The sequence below is a fragment of the Paenibacillus sp. MAH-35 genome, from assembly GCF_058135425.1.
In genome coordinates this window covers 141,977-160,790 of the sequence record NZ_JBYUPU010000008.1, presented here as the reverse complement: position 1 = coordinate 160,790, position 18,814 = coordinate 141,977, and the positions used below count along the sequence as shown (strand labels likewise).

Sequence of the window (18,814 nt, the reverse complement as noted above, 5' to 3'; positions counted from 1 at the left end):
ACGTCAAACGATTGTTCAGACGTTCTTGCACGTTCGGCCCCTCAATGTGTAAGTTAAAGTTACATGAAAGCGTTTTAACTAAAAATAATCCAAATTAATGTTAACTTATATGACATAAAGTATTGAATTCACAAAAAAACTGATGTAAGATTCAACTATCAGCACCTTATACGTCATATTAACTTACAAATTCAGGAATCGGGAGGAGAGGGTTGTATGAATATCGCTTTAATCGCGCACGATGTGAAGAAGGAAGAATTGGTGAACCTGGTGATCGCGTATGAGAAAATTTTCTCCCAGCACTCGTTGTTCGCAACCGGTTCGACCGGGCAGAAAATTGCCGAGGAAGCCAAGCTTCACGTGTACAAATTAAAGGCGGGGCCGCTTGGCGGCGATCAGCAGATCGGAGCGTTGGTCGCGCAAAATGAGATCGACGCGGTCATCTTCCTTCGCGACCCGCTTGTCGCATTGGCGCACGAGCCTGATGTCACCGCGCTCTTGCGACTGTGCGACGTTCAATGCGTGCCGGTGGCGACGAATATCGCAACCGCCGAGCTGTTAGTGAAATCGCTCGAGAGGCACGACCTGGCCTGGAGAAATATCGTACACCGGTACCGGCTTGAACGCAGAAGCGGAACGGAAGGGTAACGGCGGCAGCGGTCCAGACAACTCCCCGGGATGTCCGCAGTCCCGAGGAGAGCGGCGGGCGTCTACCGATGTCCCAGATCGACCCTCATGCCGAGCCGGGCCAGTGTGACTTTCGGAGGCAGCGGATAGGCGGCATCGATATCGACCCCGTGAGACATATGCGTAAAATAAACGGCCTGCGGCTTCACTTCCCGCAACAGTTCGACCGCTTCGGTCATATCGTAAACGGAGCGCGTGGCCGGATCGGCCGTCTCTTTGTAGAAATTGGTGCCGAGCACAAGCATGTTCAAGCCGTGAAGCGGCTTTTTTTGTTGTTCGGTCAGCCGGATCGCATCGGAGCAATAAGCCCAGGCGTAGCCGGTTTTTTCGAAGCGGTACGCGTACGAAGTGCCGTTCTGGCCGTGACACACTTCCCACGGAACAATGAACCACCCGCCGAAATGCATGCCCCGGTCGTTGGGAACGTAGGTAAGCCGCCGCTCCAGCCAAGGGTACTGGCTTCGGATCGTCCCGAATGCGGACTCGGGCGCATAGACGGTTCCGCGGCTTCCGGTCCACCGGCAGGCGTCCAGCCATTCGGGCAAGCCCGCGATATGGTCGTGATGCGGGTGCGTGATCAGGACGTGTTCGAGCAGCCGTTTGCCCAGCAGCTCCATCTGCGCCGGCCAGTCCGGCCCGCAGTCCAGCAGCAGATCTCCCTCGTCCGTATGGATCATCACCGAAGAGCGGAACCTCCGGTTATGACCCGTCGACCGCGCTTCCGAGCAGATTCCACAATCGCAGTAGGAACGCGGCACGCCCATCGAATCTCCCGTCCCCAGAAAGGTTAAATGTTCCGTCATGCTTCCGTTCCTTCCTGCAGCGGGTCCGCACCCGGCTTGCCGCTTGGCGCGCCGGAGCGCCGGCTTGCGGATTGGCCGACCAGCTCGTGCATCGTGCCGATGAACGCCTGAGCCGCCTTGGACATGTAGCGGCCTTTGCGCCGCGCGATGACGAGCGTCCGGGCCGGCCTCCCGCTAACGGTCAAATAGGCGGGCGCCATCTCGCTCCACTTGCCCCGCTCGACCATCGCGGGGATGAAAGCGACGCCCATGCCTGCAGCTACAAGCGATTGCACAGTCTCAATGTTGCTGCTCTCGAAGGCGATACGGGGCGTAAAACCGGCAGCCAGACATAAATCGATCGCCGTCTGGTACAAGCCCTGTCCTTTCTTCAGCAAAATAAACGGCTCGCCGGCAAAGGAAGCCAAATCGACCGTCCCGTCGGCGGACGGGCCGGAGAGGGCGGGATGGTTCCGCGGCACCGCCAGCCGCAGCTCCTCGTCGATCAGCACCTCATACTCCAGAGACTGCTCCTGAAGAGGAAGCGCCAGCAGGCTGAAGTCGGTTTTGCCTTCCGAAGTAAGCTGCGTCAAGTTCGCCGACGTTTCCTCGACGAGGGCGATTTCGATATCCGGGTACCGTTCCTGGAACACGGGGAGAATATGGGGCAGCATATGAGCGCCGGTTATCGGCATGCTCCCGATAATCAGCTTCCCTTTGCGAAGCTGGGAGATGTCATCCATTTCCTGCCGGATTTCCCCGACCATATCGACAATTTTCTGCGCTTTATCCACGAATACCGCTCCGGCATGCGTCAGCTCGACCGAGTTGGTGTTCCGGTGAAACAGCAGCACTCCGAGCTCCTTCTCCAGCTTGGACAGCTGCTGGCTAAGCGAAGGTTGGGCGATGTGCAGCTTTTCGGCGGCCCGCGAAAAGTTTTTCTCTGCGGCGATTTGAATGGCGTACTGCAACTGCCTGAATTCCATGCGGCTTCCCCCTTCGCAACATTTCCATACTTATACTGTATACCATACAAGAGCCCCCGTTCAAATCTTCCGTCAGGAAACGGGGGTACTGTCCATTTTGCCGATCATGCCGCCCGGTCCGTCCCGCTTTGTAGTAATTTGATATCTTCCGCAGCGCAACGTGCCGCATGAGGTAATGAAAGTGCAGCCGGAGGGCATCAGATTGCATTGTCCGCGCTCCAACCCGCTCTGTATAATCAACATCATCATCGGCAAAGAGGGGGATTGGGCATGAGTCCTATACGAGTTGGAATAATCGGCTGCGGCAACATCGCTCACAGTCATGTTCTGAGAATGTCCCGGTTGGAGGAGGTGCGGATTGTGGCGCTGGCCGACCCGGGGGCGGGGAGCCGGGCTTTTCTCAAGGAAAAGTTCGGGCTGGATCAAGTGCAGGAGTTCGACAGCCACACGGACATGTTGAACGACACGGAGCTGGATGCGGTCGTCATTTGTTCGCCGCATACGTTGCATTACGGGCATATCCGGGACTCGCTATCGGCAGGCAAGCACGTGCTGGTCGAGAAGCCGATGACTTGCAGCTCGGCGGAAGCGGAACGGTTGATCGCTTTGTCGGAATCGTGCGGCAAAGTATTACAAGTATCGTTTCAGCGTCATTTTCTGCCGCCGTTTCTGTATATCCGTTCAGCCATTCAGGACGGAACGATCGGCAAGCTGACGAGCGTACAGGCGGCGTTGTACCAAAATTGGAAGAAGTCCCAGGAAGGGACATGGAGGCAAAATCCCGCGCTGTCCGGGGGCGGTATGCTGATGGATTCCGGCAGCCATATTATCGATGTCCTGCTGTGGACGACGAATTTGACGCCGCAGTCGGTGACGGTTCAGTTGGAGTGTTACGGGTCTCCGGTGGAAGTCGATACGCTGACCAGCATCCGCTACGATCAGGGCGTCATCGGAACGATGACTATTATCGGATACGCGCCGCTGCAGAAGCTGAAGGAAACCTATGCCTTTATCGGCGAGTCGGGCGGCATCTTTTATGACAACGGCGTCATTACGCTGCACCGGTACGGGGAAGATCCGGTCCTGCCCCAGCTTCCCGAAGCCGAGACCGATCCCGATAGCAGCTTTATCGATGCGATACTCGGCCGGCGCGAAGTGATGGTATCCGGCGAGTACGCGCTGAAAGTCGTGAAGTTTACCGAAGCGATCTATGAGGCGGCGGGGTACCAGCCGGGTCCGGCCGATCGAACCGATCTGGAAAGGAAGGTGTCGTCATGAAGCTTCGGATCGCCATACTCAGCTTCTGGCACGTACATGCGCCGGGTTACGCCAAAAAATTGTCGGAGAGGACCGATTGCTCCATCATCGCGGTCTGGGACGAGGACGCCGCCCGCGGCAGCCGGTTCGCCGAACAGCTGAACGTGCCTTATTACAGCGATTTGGATGAGGTTCTTGCAAGCGAGGAAGTGGATGCGGTTATTGTAAACGCTTCGACCACTAAACATCCGGAAGTGATCATCGCTGCGGCCGAAGCCGGGAAACACATCTTCACCGAGAAAGTGCTGGCTCTGCGAACCGAGGAAGCGGACCGGATCATTGCCGCTGCGGAGCGGAGGGGCATAAAGCTGACCGTCTCGCTGCCGAAGCTTGGCGATGAGAAGACGCTGTACGCCAAGCAGGTGCTGGAGCAGGAGCTGCTCGGACGGATTACGTACGTTCGGATGCGTCTAGCCCACGACGGGCTGCTGCCGCGGGAAGGTGCTCCGGAAGGCTGGCTGCCTCCGCATTTTGTCGACCGGGAATCCAGCGGAGGCGGGGCGCTGATCGATCTCGGCGCACATCCGATGGTGCTGGTTTATCATTTTCTCGGGATGCCCGAATCGGTATCCGCCCAGTTCGGCTATGTGACCGGCAGGGAAGTGGAGGACAACGCCGTCGTTACGATGCAATACCGGGACGGCTGCATGGCGGTTGTGGAAGCAGGGTTTGCGAGCCGGCATTCCCCCGCTCTGGTGGAAATATACGGCACGGAGGGGTGCCTCCTGATCGGCAAGGAAGCGGAGATTCGGAGTTCGCTTCTGCCGGCCGGTCCTTGTCCGGGCTGGATCAAGCCGGAGAGGCTGCCTGCGGGTATGCCGGCGCCGCTCGACCAATGGGTCGAATACGTTTTGTATGACAAGCCGACGGCGATTCCGATCGGGCACGGGCTGGCGCTGACGCAGCTGATGGAAGCCGCTTATCTGTCGGCAGCCGAGCGGAGAATCGTCGCAATTCCCTCTAACGGGGACTAATGGTGCGGGAGGGATCGGAGTGGGTCGATTGGGAACGGCAAGCGAAAACGCCGCGGAACCGGCGGTCCGGTTATATACGGATAGATGGGCGGTTATGGCGAAAGCGGATTCGGCTCCGCAAATCGACGGGGAGCTGGAGGAGCGGGAATGGGAGCAGGCACCGGCGTTGAGCGGATTTGTGACGATGTTTCATAACGAACTTGCCGGAAGGGACATGCGTGCCAAGCTGCTGTACGATGACCGCCATCTATACGCAGCGCTTGAGAGCGCCCCATACCCGGCGGCGGTTCCCGAAGCGGAAAGCGTATTCCTCGTGTTCGGCACGCCTTCGGATCTCGACGTATTTTACTCGGTTCCTGTCGTTGTGAGGCGAGGCTCGCATCCGTTCGTGATGGGCTACAACAACTGGACGGGAGCTGATCTCACGGACAGGCGGCAGCAATTCATCGAGCTTGGGAGCGGACACGGCGTCAGGCAAGCGGTATCGAACCGGACGGACGGAAGCTGGAGTGCGGAGATCTCCATTCCGCTGAACGCGCTCGGATCGCAGGACGTACAATCCGGCGCGGAATGGAGATTCAACATCATCCGCTACTGCGGTCCGGACGCTTCCGAGCCGTTATGCTCCTGGATTCCGATTCGGACCGGCACGGTCCTGATGGACGATATTCATCGGCCTCTGAAACAACGGATATTCCGCCTGCACGTGTTCGTTGCGAACGAAGGCCGGCTCGGTTCCGTTTTTGTCGATCGTCCTCCTACCGGGGCTGTGATGTCAACGGCGGAGGCGGCGGCAGAGCCGTCCGCCGGCCTATCCGCCTCTTTGGAGGTTCGGAGCTTTACGCGCAAAACGCTCGTGTTGCATGATAACGGTTCGCTGGAGAGTCCCGCTGCACGGACGACGACCATCGTCTGGGTCGACCCGCTCGGCAGGGAAACGCCGGTTGAGGCGACAGCCGTACACCGGCAAGGTGCGGAATGCAAGCTCGACTTCGTCCATCCCGAACCGCTGGCTGACGGCCTGTACCAGATCCGGCTGCCGGCGGAAAAAAGCGACGGGAGCGCTGCGCCATTCGCCTTGCTGATGTTCGACCGGTGCGATCTGATCGCAGCGGGAGAACGGGCCGTCCGGCCTTTGGCACAAGGCCGGGCCGGGCGGATGGCGGTACCGTATGCGCCCCCTTCCGGCGAAGTGCTGTTTCTGGAGCAGCTGATTCCGGAACGCATCGGATTTTTCGGCTCCGGGGTGCCGCATCGTCCGCTGCTCGGCTTCCGTTCCACCAATTTTACGTGGAGTCCCGAGTCGCCCTGGTCGATCCGTTCCGTGGATGATGACGGCATGGCGTATCCGAGCGACCGGTATCCGGAGTCGAAGGCGCTGACCGTGCGGAACAAGCGCGGGGAATCCGTCGATTATCCGTATTACGAGGACGGCGAAGGAAGACGCTATTTTTTGTCCGCCCACTTGTGGCATTTTCAGCGCAAGCATGCCGTTCGCGAGACGGCCCGCCTCGCATCGGAGGACCCGCTGGGCGCGGCGAGGCTGCTGTACCGGTTCGCGCGCCGGTACGAAGGATGGGTGCGCATGAACGACTCGGTCTGGGTGCAGCATCCGATCGACGGGCGCGCAGGTCCGCCGTACCCGTATTTCGGCGGCATGTGGGACCGCTGGAGTCTGATGGATCTGCACGGCTTGCTGCCGCTGCTCGAAGCGTTTCTGGAGGTCGAGCGGACGGATGCGTTCGAGGTGCTGAGCGGGGAAGCCGGGGAAGATGTCCGCAGCGCGATCATCAACGGCATGCTCCGCCCGTCGCTGGAATCGGCGCTGACGTATCCGGTGCTGCAGCACAACGTCGATTATCCGAACTGGATCGGCCTAATCCTGCTGGGCAAGGCGCTCGGCGAGCCGCAGTATGTGCATGAAGCGGTCGAGCGGATGGTGAAGTTTGCGGAATGCTCCTTCTTGCCGGACGGGTTCTGGAAAGAAATTACGCTTTCCTATCATCTGCAGACGATTAACGGCATCCGGCAAACGATCCGGCATCTTCAGGGCTGGAGCGATCCACCGGGATACGTCTCTCCGCGCGACGGACGGCGCTTCGATTCGTTCGACCCGGAAGCCGTGCTGCCGCTGTTCGGGCGAATGATCCGCGTGCCCGGCTTGCTTGCGTATCCGGACGGTACCTGTGTGCCCGTCAACGATACGTGGGCGTCCCAGAAAGCGGAGCAGCCGTTGTGTACGGAATCGCTATTTATGCCGGCTGCGGGAATCGTCAAACTGACGCGGGGAGCCGGTCTTGACCAGGCCCAGCTGTATTTGACCTTTTCCCCGTACAACGGGCACGATCACAAAGATCCGCTGCAGCTGTCGCTGTATGCGGAGGGGCAGGAGCTTTTGCCGGATCTCGGGTATACGCACACGTTTTACCGGCAGTGGACGTTGTCGACGCTGGGCCACAATACGGTAACCGTAAACGGCCGGGACGCGTCGGTCAGCGGCCGCGCCCGGGGCGGGGGCAATCTCGAGCTGTTCTCCCGGCTGGCCGGGCCGCTGGACGTACAGACCGTTCGCGCCAGGCAGGAGCACGCTTATGAAGAAGTGTCCGTGTATGCGCGGGAGCTGTGGTTTGTAGGATTCGAAGACGCTGCGGGCGCCGAAGGGTATGTGCTCGATCTGTTTCGCGTCTGCGGCGGGACGCGTCACGAATACGCGTTAAACGGGGATGCGAACCGGGATGCGGTCATGAGCGCCAACCTGGCGCTGGCGGAATATGGGCCTCATCTGATCGAGGGACATCCGGATATCATCCTGCCGAAGCAGGAAACCGATACCGGGGGGACGAGCGACAATCAGTATTACGCTTATACGTATGTAAAAGATGTCCGGACAGCGGAGCTGCCGGACGGCGCTTATGTGATGGAAATGACGACGAGCGGCGCTGACGGACAACAGTCCGGCATGCGGGTGCACGGTTATGCCGGACCGGGGAACAACCGGGTGTTTCTTGGACGCGCGCCTTCGCTCCGATCGACCCGGCTGAACGGGCTGGCCGGGGACCGCAACAGCGAAGCAGTCCGGCACGAGCTGCCCAAATGGATCGTGCGCAGGGAACGTGCAGGCGGAGAAGAGCTGAACAGCCAGTTCATCCATGTGATGGAGCCGTTCGCAGCCGGCAGCGCGCCCCGGATCGGACAGGTGGACGTGCTGTTGTCCGATGAGGCTTCGCAGCGGGCTGTAGTGGCCGTAACGTACGGGGACGTTACCGATATTGTGATGAGCGCGCCGCGCTACAGCGGCGAGCCTTTGCGGACGGGGGAATGGGAACTGGAAGGCAAAGCAGGCATTATCCGTATGGTGAACGGAACCATCCGGCATATGGCTCTGATCGGGGGGACGCGGCTTGCTGCGCCGGGCCGGACGCTGAGCGGTTCCGGACCGGTGTCCGGCACGATCGCGGACGTGCTTCAGCCCGACTGGGAGGGCGGGAGACATGTGCTGATTACCCGGACGGCGATTCCGCCGGACGTTACGGGTCCGTACATCGTGGTCACGCATCCCGATTCGGCCACTTCGGTATATCCGATTGCCTCGATCTGCCGCTGCGGGATAACGGGACAAACCCGGATCGAACTCGACGGGGACCCCGGATTTGCCTATACGGACGCCGCCTCCGGTCAAAGTTCCGAAGCGGGAAGGGCGTCGCGTATGACCTGTTTTCCTCAGACGGCGTGGACCGGCCCGCATATGTTCCATATCGACAACGCGGTTACGGCTTCATTTCCCCTGGTCTGACGCCCCAATATTTGCGGAACACGCGGATAAAGTAGCTTGTGTCCTTGAAGCCGGTCTGTTCCGCGGCGGCACTGACCGTCGAGCCGGCCAGGAGGAGCTCCTTTGCGAGCTCCATTTTTTTCTCCAGCACGTAGTCGGAGAAGGACAGCCCGATTTCCCGCTTGAATCTCCGGCTCAGGTACGAGGAATTGAGATGGAGGCGGTCTGCGACCGCGTGCAAGGAAAGCTCGCGGTCCAGCTCGCCTCGGATAATATCCGTAGCCTGGCGGACGATTTCATTCGTTTTGCCGGGCTGCCGGCTGTTGGATTCGATAATGAGCGAGACCGCTTGCGCCAGTGAAGCGTAAGCTTCTTTCGCGTTGTCCGGCGGTTGGCGGCTGGAGCCGAAGTGCGGATCTTCCTCCGCGATCTCGTGGAGAGTCCGCCCTTTGCGTTCCGCCGCCCTGACGAACAAGCCGTTCATGGCCAGCCAATGCTCGCGCACGTCTTCCGCGGCGTCCGACCTGGCTATCCGGATGTTCCACCAATCCTCCAGGGCGGACAACGCCTTGGCTGCATTGCCCGTCTCCAGCCCGACCTCGATATCTTTTTCCAGCTCGCCCGCCGTACGCTTAGTGCCGTTCGGTTGCGGCGGCTGCGACCGGACAGAGGCTTGCCGTACATCGGCTTTGCCGGACCGGTTCACCTCGATCCGGGCCGGAGCCAACCGCCCGGCGTCCACTTGCACGATCAGCCGGATCGTACCGGTTTTTCGGTGATACGACCAGGAGGACGGGGGCGGGTCTTTGCGGGAGCCTGCCCAGCCTGCGCTCTCTCGCCAATCCTCGCCGTCGACTTTGACAGCCGCCGGCTTATCGTTGCAGTGAATGACGATGTCCCATGTCCGGTTCTCCGGCATGCCGGTATAAGAACCGGCGGGAGCGGCGATCTCGACGCTGAATCCTCGTCTGTCCTCTTGACAGGCGATGCGGGTCGTCGCCCATTCTCCGCTCCTATAGCCGAACGTCGTCCCGTCATCCTCGTTGAACGCATATTCGCGGCTTCCCCCCGGATACAGGTGCAATTCCAGCCGTTCGGCCGGTTGCTGTCCCGCGTATTGCACGTCCGGCCACATCGGCACGATTGCTCCCGCCCGCACGAAGAGAGGACCGCCCGCCTGTTCGGGAATGCGATATGCGATCTCGGCCGGGCCGGAATACGTTTTGCCGCTCCAGTAATCGATCCATTCCCCTGCGGGCAAATAAACCTGCTCGGTAAACACCGCCACCAGGAAGTCGTCCCCGAACATGTATTGATTGTCCAGGACGACGGCCTGAGGGTCGTCGGGATATGCCAGCGGCATCGCCCTGGCGATCGGAAGTCCTGTGCGTACGGCGACGTGGGCGGCGGAATAAATGTAAGGCAGCAGCCGGTAGCGCAGCTTGGCGTACATTTTGAACAGGCGCAGCAGGGCCGAATCGAGCAGGAGCGGATGTCTCCAGTACGCCCAGCTGTTCACTTTCGACCAAGGCTGGAAGAAGCCGCAGTGTATGCCAGCGGCGGTGTGCAGGTTCATATCGGCGGCCATATGCGGAATGCCTGACAAGCCGAGGCTGAGCACGGATAAATGAGGCTTCGGCCGTCCCCCCGACCAGATTGCGGCATATTTCTGAATGCCGGTATACCCGACAGGCGTGCAGATCAAAGGCCGCCGCCCGGTCTGGGCGGTGAAGCCTTCCTGGATGACGCGTCCGAGTACGGTCGATTGGGGCAGGATGGACCGGTCCGGGCCGGCACCGTCCGGGGAATCGGCCGCATCCACTTGCTCCTGCACCGGACGCCGGGTGCACAGATTGAAGCCCTGCACCCCTTGGGCGACGAACGGCTTCAAATAGTCGTACCACTGCAAATCGGCATTGCGATGCGCTGCGGGACCGTCCTGGTCGCGCAAATAAAGGCCGAGCGTAAGCTTGAACCCCATCGTGCGCAAAACGCCCATGAACGTATGCGCGCCTTCCGGCATCCATTGCGGAATGTAAAACCGGTCAGGGTGCCAGTTCACGGGGGCGTCATAGTCGAAGCTGCGGTCCATCCAGGTCGGCTCCAGTCCGATCATATCGCACGGAATGCTTTCCCGCCGGAACTTCAGGGCGTCCTCGATCATATCGCGCGCCGTCGCCTGCTGGTTGCAGTTGAAGGTCAGACCGTAAGCCCAGATGGGCAGCAGCGCGGAGGGGCCGGTTAAGAGGGTGTATTTCTCCAGCAGTTCGGCCAGATTGCCACCTGCGATCCAGTAAAACGCCAGCTCTGCGCCGCTGCCGCACACGCTCATACGATCCGGTTCGGAGCAGCCGACATCGAAGTTGTGCTCCCGGTCCGTGTCCATCAAGAGCGCCCACCCTTCGCTTGACAGAAGCAGCGGAACGGGAGCGTGCACCCGCCCGAGCAGACGGATGTCGACGCGATATCCTCTCTTCATAAGCGGCGTCTCGTAATGGTCGCCCAGACCGTACAGCCGTTCCTCTTCGGCCAGCGCGAACTGGACCTCGAATCGGTCCCGGACGCCGTCCGGACCGGAGGCTTGTCCGCCGACGAGCGGAGGCCGGGTGAACCGGGCCAGCGGCTTTCCGTCGATGCCGGAAAGCGACATCTCTCCGCTAAGGCGGTTGATTCGGAGAGCCGCCGTCTCCGTAACGACGCGCAGCTCCTCGCCGGCTTCCTCCGTCTCCCGGAGAGCCGGCGAGGCGGGAGGCGCGACGATGCCGAGCCGGGACAGCGGAGCGGGCTCCCCGAACGTTCCCGTTCGGCTAGCTCGGATATGAAACGTATGCGAAGCGACCGGTTCGATGCGGATATACAAGCCGTCCGGGGTATGGACGGTTACGGAAGTTGCAGCGATGCTCAACATGGATGCCCCCTCGGATGAGCCGGGTCAAGACGGATCGGCCCTGCTTCTAGTTTTCTACATTTTAGCATAATCCGGAGCCGTGCAGGGAGGGGAGCCTTACACGGCATCGCTGCCGGTCAGTCTGTTTGGCGGCCGGAAGCACCGGCCCCGGGCGATCAGCGGGAGACGGCAGGCTCCGGCCAGGCGAGCTCGACTCCTTGCGATTGCAGGGCGTGCTGGAACTCTTCCAGGAGCGCTGCGTTATTCCGCACGGCACGCGGGCTTTCGCCGCGGTCGAGGCAGAAGGCGGCCAAAGCGCCGGCGGCTTCGCCGATATTCCATTCCACCGGATGCAGCCGGTAGCAGCCGTTCGTAACATGCGTCGTCCCGATATTTTTGCAAGCAGGCAGCAAATTGTTCATCCGGACCGGAATCAGGCTGCCCAGTGGAATTTGGAACGGCAGGGCAGACAGGTGGATATAGTGCCGGTTGCCCGTGCTAGGATGAAGGTCGATCCCGTAGTGTCCGATTCCGACGGAATCGGCGAACGTCTCCGAGCGGCCGTCCGGACGGTCCAGCGGGTTGACGTGTTGCTCCAGCAGCGTAAATTCCGCCTTGATCCGGCGCGACTCGCGAATATACGGATACAGGGCCATCCCGTCCTCGGTGCCGAATACGTCCCTGCGCAGCCGGAATCCGGGGTAACCGCAGCCGCCGTCCGGACGCGGAGCCTCCGACTGCAGCCAGTAAAGCAAGGACAGGCTGAGTTCCTTGGCCCGCTGCAGATTGCGGGCTTTTTCCGCTTCGTCGACATCGATGATCGAGCCGAGAAAGTAATCGTTCTGCGGCCAATTGACGACCGTCACATCGCCCGCAAACGTGCCGTCAGCGAAAAGGGTTTTGTCTGCCAGACGCCGGTAAGAGACGAGCGAGAACCCTTCCCAGAACGTCAGCCCTTGCTTGCCCGGGAACAGATCGTAGCGGACCGGTTCGAGCGTGGACGGCCGGACGCCCGAGAGGCTGAGAAACTGATCGGGCCAAAAGTCGGGACGGTACGAACGCCAGAAGGCGTAATCGTTCGGCTTGTCGATCGTATGTGTCTCGCCTTCGAGATAATCGACGACGAAGCAGTGCGTAATGGCCTGCATGTCTTGCGGATTGGCCGGTCCTACCAGCGCATGTCTTTCGTTCGTCTCCGACTGGGACTCCGCTCCGGTGACATACTCCGTACCGGTAAGCGGCAGCAGATCCCCGCAGTCGGTCGCGTCCAGAAAATAAGGCGCGAACAACACCGTCCGGCTGTCCGTCAGGCTATGCCGCACCGTGACCGAACGAACACGGTCCCCATCCGTCTCGGCCGATTCGGGGCGGCAGCGGGTCAGGACGACTACCCGGCCGGAAAGCGTGTACGGAGCTAGCATTTCCAGCAATACGGCGAGGGCGACGCGCGGATCGTGGCTGATCCGGCTCACTTTGGCGTTGCCTGGATTGAAATGGGGGAGCGCCGCCGCCTCTAGACTAAGCGGAACGTGCTGCCGGTAATAATTGCGCACTCCGTTGCGGAACCGCCGGTAGCTGGCCGTACATCCGAACGTCTCAATCCAGTGGTGCTCGTCGGGAGGAACCGCCTGGCTGGTCAGTTGTCCTCCGATCCATTCCGTTTCTTCGGTCATCACGACGGTTTTGCCGAGTCTTGCTGCGGCGAGCGCGGCGGCGCAGCCGCCCAGGCTCCCCCCGATAATGACGATGTCCGCTTTCATTTCATGTATCATCTTACATACCTCCAGGATGGTTAGTGAATTCTTATTCATGGTAGCTTGGAACCCGGCCCGGGATAAGCAAGTCTGATGACATGTAATGGTATTCTCATGACCTTGTCGTCCGGATTTGGCAAATTCGGGTGCAGAAGGCGCCGAGAGGCAATCAAATTACTATCCGAAGTCATAAAGCTTTCTTGTTGGGCTTACGGGCAGTCCGTATAATCGGAAGCAACGAACGGGTGAAAACGTTACCAAGCGGCAAAACTTCCCGATATGACGGGATATGCGGAACACGCCCGTTCCAACCAACAGTAACCTGAGAGGGGCGAAGCCGAAATGAGAAATAGGAACAAAGCGTGGATTGGTACGACGGCGGCAGCGGCTTTTCTGCTTTTGGCCGCATGCGGCAAAAGCGGAGGAGACGCCGCGCAGCCGGAGAAAACGCCGGAAGGGACGAAAGCTCCCGGCAGTGTCAAGGCGGAGCCGGTCGATCCGAACAAAGAGGCGGAATTGACGGTTTATTCGATGCTAAGCGGCAATTACGAAGGATTTATGGAGTCGGAAGGAAAGTATATCCAGCGGAAATATCCGAATTTCAAATTCAAATTTATCGCACCCGGGCCCGGCACCTCGCTGAACGATGTCGTTACGTCCAAGACGCCGATCGATATTATTATCTCGACCCCGGACCTGCAGCCGATCATCGACGTCGGGCTCCTGTCGGACATTTCCGATCTGGTCGGGAAATACAACTATGACCTGAACCGCTTCATCCCGGTTACGATCGACATGATGAAGCAGATCGCCGGGGGCAAGGTGCCCGGTCTCCCCGTCCGGGTAAGCTCGTACACGCTGTATTACAACAAGGATCTGTTCGATAAGTTCGGCGTGCCGTATCTGAATGACAAGATGACGTGGGAAGATATTCTGGAGACGGCCAGACGGCTCACCCGGGTTGAGGGGGGCGTGCAGTACATCGGCTTCGCTGGAGATATTATCTCGCTTCTGGACATGAATGAGCGCGCTCCGCAATACGTCGATCCGAAGACGGTCAAGGCGACGCTCAACACCGATTATTGGAAGCGGATCTTCGACCGGACGCTTCCGCTCTACGACATCGTCTCTGACAAAACGCTTGTGCCCAAGCTGACGAATCTGACCCAATCGAGATCGATGTTTACCAAGGACAAAAATGTGGCGATCGTGATCGGCGTCAACGACGCCGGCACCAGGGCGGTCGCCGAGAAGTGGGATATGAACTGGGATATTGCGCCATTTCCCGCCTTTAAAGGATCGCCGAAAGAAGGGCCTCAGCCGAGCACCCGCTACTATTTGATCTCTTCGGGCAGCAAGCACCGGGAAGAAGCTTTTGCGGCTATCACTCATTTCGTATCCGACGACATTCAGAAGGAACTGGTTGCGGCGGCGGCAACGCCTCCCTTGCAAAAGATCGGTTACATCGACTCGCTCGGCAGCGGCATTCCCGAGCTGAAGGGGAAAAATGTAAAAGCGCTCGTTCCGCCGAACTACGGGGAAATGAATGTGAAGGATCAATATTATATCGCCGCAAGGGCGGAGCTGATCGCCTCGTTCAACCAGGCGGCCTCCGGCCAGAAGGACGTCAATACGGCGCTTCGCGAAGCGGAGGAGCGCGCGAACAAAAAGATCGAGGAACTGAAGAACAAGTAGCCTTCTTCCGCAGCGAAACGCCGGCAGCGGCCATCGCTGCGGAAGTGACAGCAGGAGCCGACCGGATCATCCATAGTTGAAGGAGTGATACGATGATGAAGCTTATTCGCGACGCTAAGACGATTTGGTCGATCTTGTTCCTGATCGTGCTGCTAGCCGCCGTTGTGCCCGGCCTGTATGCCGCCAATCAGGTTCCCGATCCGGACGCCTATCCGGAGGTGGAGCTGCTGGATGACCGCTTCGGGATTGCCTTGCCGCTCGGCGGCGGGGCGATTGCGGCCGACGGGCTGCTGAACGAAGCCGCATGGGCGGGAGCGCCCGGGATGGGCCAGTTCCGCACGTTTTACGACGTGCAGCCGGTGGAGCGCGATACGATCATGAAAGCCGTTTATGATGCCGGAAACTTGTATATTGCGCTGCAAAGCCCGCTCGGCTATGATGCGGCGCCGCAGGCGGAACGGGTATTTGTGCTGCTGGGCGCGCCGGATGACGAGTATAAGTACTACATGATTCCCGTCAACATCACGACCGACTCGCATCCCGTCTCGATCAACTTCAACAACTGGACCGGTCAGGACCCGCAGGACAGCCGGCAAACGTTCGTCAACCTCGTGTTAACTCAAAAGGTCGCGCCGGTCGTCGCGAAGCAGCCGGACGGCAGCTGGACGGCGGAAATGACGATTCCGTGGAGTGCGCTGGGCAGCCCGCAGCTTGCGCCGGGAACCGAATTGCGGCTGAATGCGGTCCGTTACTACGGGCCGGATTCCCCGCACCCGGCTAGCGCCTGGTCGCCGGTCCGCACATCGGCGCTGATCGACGACGACCGCAACCGTCCGCTGGCGCAGCGGGGATTCATCCTCCATGCCGGGATTACCAATGAAGGACGAATGGGCAGCCTGTATCTCGCCGGACCACCGATTCCCGATTCGGCCGGATTGGCGGAGCCGTGGCAGACGCAGCAGCCTCGCCTGAAGTTCAAAAGCTTCGGCGAGAAAGTGCTGATGTTCAAGAAGTCTAGCTTTCCTCAATTAAAGCATACCGAGCTGCGTCTCGTCTGGACGACTCCGTCCGGTGAACGAACGGTTCTGGACGATACGGCGCTGAGCAAGATCAAGTCCGATTATACGATTGAATTCTCACACCCTGCGCCGCTTGAGGACGGACAGTACCGGCTGCAGTTGACGGCCTTCCGACCGGGAAGCGGAGCCGTCAAGCTCGCAGACTTTTCATTCGACCGCAACAGTCTGATCCAGGCCGGCGAACAAATGTATCGCGTTCCGGCGCCGGGCGCTCCCGTCACGTCAGTCACCTACGCGCCGCCGTCTGCGGAAGTGCAGCAGTTGCTGCAGCTGATTCCGGACAAGGTCGGGTTTTTCGCCGCCGGCATTCCTCACAATACGCAGCTTGGATTCCGCTCGGCGAACTATACGTGGAGCTCTGCCAACCCGTGGAAGATTACGTCCGCAGATACGCAGAAGCTCGATTATCCGAACGAGCAGTATCCGGAGACGGATACGCTTACGGTAACGAACAAGCTGGGCCAGCAGGTGGAGTATCCGTATTATACGGACAGCTCGGGTAAGCGGTACTTTTTGTCCGCCCATTTGTGGCATTATCAGCGTCAGCATGCGGTGAAGCGGACCAAGGAACTGGCGGCGGCGGACCCGCTCGGCGCAGCGAGGCTGCTGTACCGGTTCAGTCAGGCATATCCCGGCTGGGTGCGGATTAACGATACGGTCTGGATTCAGTATCCGCTGGACGGCAGCGCCGCTCCGCCTTACCCGTATTTCGGCGGCATCTGGGAACGATGGACGCTGCAGGAGCTTGTCGCTCTGCGGCCGCTCGCCGACGCTTTCGCCGAGGTCGATAAAACGGACGCGTTCGAGCTGCTGAGCGACGAAACCGGAGTCGATGTCCGCAGCAAAATCGTAGACGGGATGCTGCTTCCGTCTCTGAAGGAAGTGTTCTCGTATCCGACCTTGAACCATAATATCGAATATTCGAACTGGATCGGCCTGATCCAGCTTGGCAAAGCGCTGAAGGAGCCGCAATACATTCATGAAGCGGTGAAGCGGATGGCCGATTTTGCCGAGAGCGGATTTTATATGGACGGATTCTGGAAAGAGATTACGTTGTCCTATCACAATCAGACGAGCAACGGCCTGCGCGGTACGACCGGTTACGCCGCCGGATGGACGGACCCTCCCGGATATATATCCTCCATCACCGGACAGCGGTTCGACAACTTCGATCCGTCCGTATCGGTGCCGCAGCTCGGCGCCTTGCTGAACGTACCGAATTTGCTCGCTTATCCGAACGGTTATTATTATCCGATCAACGACACATGGGCGTTCCAAAAGGCGACGGCGCCGCAAAACGTTTCGTCGCTGCTTATGCCGGGGGCGGGCATCGCCAAGCTGATCCGCGGACAAGGAGCAGCCCAGTCGCAGCTGTACATGACGTTCTCGCCGAAATACGGTCACGACCATAAAGATCCGCTCAACCTGGCTTTGTATGCGGAAGGCCAGGAGCTGCTTCCGGATATCGGATACACGCATACGTTTTACCGGCAATGGACGTTATCCACCTTGGGCCACAATACGGTCGTCGTGGACGGCAAGGATGCGTCGATCAAGGACGACGGCAAGCGGGGAGGGACGTTGTCCGCCTTCGTCCGGCTGTCGGCTTCGGGTGACGTGCAGGCGATGCGGGCAAACCAGGAGAACGCCTATCCGGGGCTGGACCATTACAGCAGGGAGCCGTGGTTCGTCGGGTTTGACGGGGCGGTCGGCGGGGAAGGGTACGTGCTTGACCTGTTCCGGGTTAGCGGGGGCGCGAAGCACGAGTATACGCTGAACGGCGACGCGAACCGCGATGCCGCGATCACGGCGGATGTGCCGCTTACGCCGTATGGTCCGTATCTGGTGGAAGGCAATCCGACGATCATTCACCCTGCCCAGGAGACCGACACCGGCGGAACGAGCGACAACCAGTATTACGGCTACATTTACGTACGCGATGTCCAAACCGCCGATGTGCCGGGAGGTTCCTATGAGCTGACGATGACGACGAGCAGCGGCAATGCCGATCTTGCGGGCATGAAGGTGTTCGGCTTCGCCGGGGCGGGCGACAACCGGTTGTTTATCGGCGAAGCGCCTTCGCTGAGAGCGACGCGCGTAACCGGCCTGAGCGCCGATACGAATGCGCAGGCCGTCGCCTATACGATGCCCAAATTCGTGCTGCGCAAAGAAGGCGCGGATCTGAGCAGTCAATTCGTTCACGTCATCGAGCCTTATGCCGGAGGAGCCGTACCGAAGATCGGGAATGTCCAGGTGTTACACTCGGATGCGGAGTCTAGAGAAGCGATCGTCGCCGTTTCGTACGGCAGCATCACGGACATTATTCTCAGCTCTCCGGACAACGACGGCCAGCCGCTGACGGCCGGCGATCTGACGATGATCGGCAAGATGGGCTTCATCCGGCTGGAGAACGGCGCCGTCAAGGCGATGTACCTTGCAGGCGGCACGCTGCTGCAAAAAGGAAGCGAGACGCTAAACGGCGAAGGCGTTTTCTCGGGGGACATCCATCACGTATTGAGCGCGCAGCTTCCGGGGGAGACGAACGGTTTCGTGACCCCGGCCATCGTACCGCCATCGGTTGCCGGACATTACATCGTGGTCGATCATCCGGATCAGACGACGCATGCCTACCGGATTACGGGGGTTACCCGCAACGAAGCGGCGGGCGAAACCGTTATCGCGGTCGACATGGACCCGGGTTTCGATTATACAAGTGAAGCCTTGACAGCCGACCGGCCTTCGCGCTTGCATTACTTCCCGGGGACAACATGGAACGGGACGCATACGTTACGGATTGACTCTGTTAACCGTCTAGCGCCGTAATGGGCCGGGAAGGGCAAGCCACCCCGATAAAGGGGCCCGGCTTGTCTGCAGCAAGCCA

Annotated in this window: 10 protein-coding genes; 6 read left to right on the top strand and 4 right to left on the bottom strand. The window is 59.9% G+C overall.

Annotated elements, in window-relative coordinates; genetic code table 11:
* Positions 1-216 precede the first annotated feature (216 nt).
* Positions 217-648, top strand: a complete 432-nt coding sequence (locus AC3Y2E_RS11220; RefSeq protein ID WP_190925040.1) for a methylglyoxal synthase — start codon at positions 217-219, stop codon at positions 646-648.
* A 62-nt stretch (positions 649-710) separates the two neighbouring features.
* On the opposite strand, the gene AC3Y2E_RS11215 is transcribed toward AC3Y2E_RS11220, so the two are convergent.
* A complete protein-coding gene (locus AC3Y2E_RS11215; RefSeq protein WP_379210157.1) occupies positions 711-1,490 on the bottom strand; it encodes an MBL fold metallo-hydrolase in 780 nt (259 codons plus the stop codon).
* On the bottom strand, positions 1,487-2,455 hold the full coding sequence (locus tag AC3Y2E_RS11210) for a LysR family transcriptional regulator (protein ID WP_379210154.1): 969 nt from the start codon (positions 2,453-2,455) through the stop codon (positions 1,487-1,489). Before AC3Y2E_RS11210 ends, AC3Y2E_RS11215 begins: the two co-directional genes overlap by 4 nt.
* Positions 2,456-2,725: 270 nt before the next feature.
* Between AC3Y2E_RS11210 and AC3Y2E_RS11205 the strand changes: the two genes are divergently transcribed.
* The 3 genes from AC3Y2E_RS11205 to AC3Y2E_RS11195 are packed head-to-tail and all read left to right on the top strand — an operon-like array spanning position 2,726 to position 8,539.
* Entirely contained in the window at positions 2,726-3,733 is a 1,008-nt protein-coding gene (locus tag AC3Y2E_RS11205) for a Gfo/Idh/MocA family protein (protein WP_379210152.1), read from the top strand.
* Positions 3,730-4,746 carry a Gfo/Idh/MocA family protein gene (locus AC3Y2E_RS11200; RefSeq protein WP_379210149.1) on the top strand — a complete coding sequence of 339 codons (1,017 nt, stop codon included), beginning with the start codon at positions 3,730-3,732 and terminating at the stop codon, positions 4,744-4,746. Before AC3Y2E_RS11205 ends, AC3Y2E_RS11200 begins: the two co-directional genes overlap by 4 nt.
* A 19-nt stretch (positions 4,747-4,765) precedes the next feature.
* On the top strand, positions 4,766-8,539 hold the full coding sequence (locus tag AC3Y2E_RS11195; RefSeq protein WP_379210147.1) for a heparinase II/III domain-containing protein: 3,774 nt from the start codon (positions 4,766-4,768) through the stop codon (positions 8,537-8,539).
* Here the strand turns inward: AC3Y2E_RS11195 and AC3Y2E_RS11190 are convergent.
* Positions 8,514-11,426, bottom strand: a complete 2,913-nt coding sequence (locus AC3Y2E_RS11190; RefSeq protein ID WP_379210145.1) for a TIM-barrel domain-containing protein — start codon at positions 11,424-11,426, stop codon at positions 8,514-8,516. The two genes, AC3Y2E_RS11195 and AC3Y2E_RS11190, sit on opposite strands and share 26 nt — an antisense overlap.
* Before the next feature lie 155 nt (positions 11,427-11,581).
* Positions 11,582-13,177 (bottom strand): FAD-dependent oxidoreductase, encoded by a 1,596-nt coding sequence (locus AC3Y2E_RS11185; protein WP_379210143.1) that lies wholly within the window; start codon positions 13,175-13,177, stop codon positions 11,582-11,584.
* Between the two features lie 324 nt (positions 13,178-13,501).
* Between AC3Y2E_RS11185 and AC3Y2E_RS11180 the strand changes: the two genes are divergently transcribed.
* Together AC3Y2E_RS11180 and AC3Y2E_RS11175 are read left to right on the top strand one after the other, a co-directional pair.
* Positions 13,502-14,854 carry an ABC transporter substrate-binding protein gene (locus AC3Y2E_RS11180; protein WP_332071004.1) on the top strand — a complete coding sequence of 451 codons (1,353 nt, stop codon included), beginning with the start codon at positions 13,502-13,504 and terminating at the stop codon, positions 14,852-14,854.
* 92 nt (positions 14,855-14,946) lie between these two features.
* The gene (locus AC3Y2E_RS11175; protein ID WP_379210140.1) at positions 14,947-18,756 is read left to right on the top strand and encodes a heparinase II/III domain-containing protein; all 3,810 of its coding nucleotides are present in this window, start codon (positions 14,947-14,949) and stop codon (positions 18,754-18,756) included.
* The last annotated feature ends 58 nt before the right edge of the window (positions 18,757-18,814 follow it).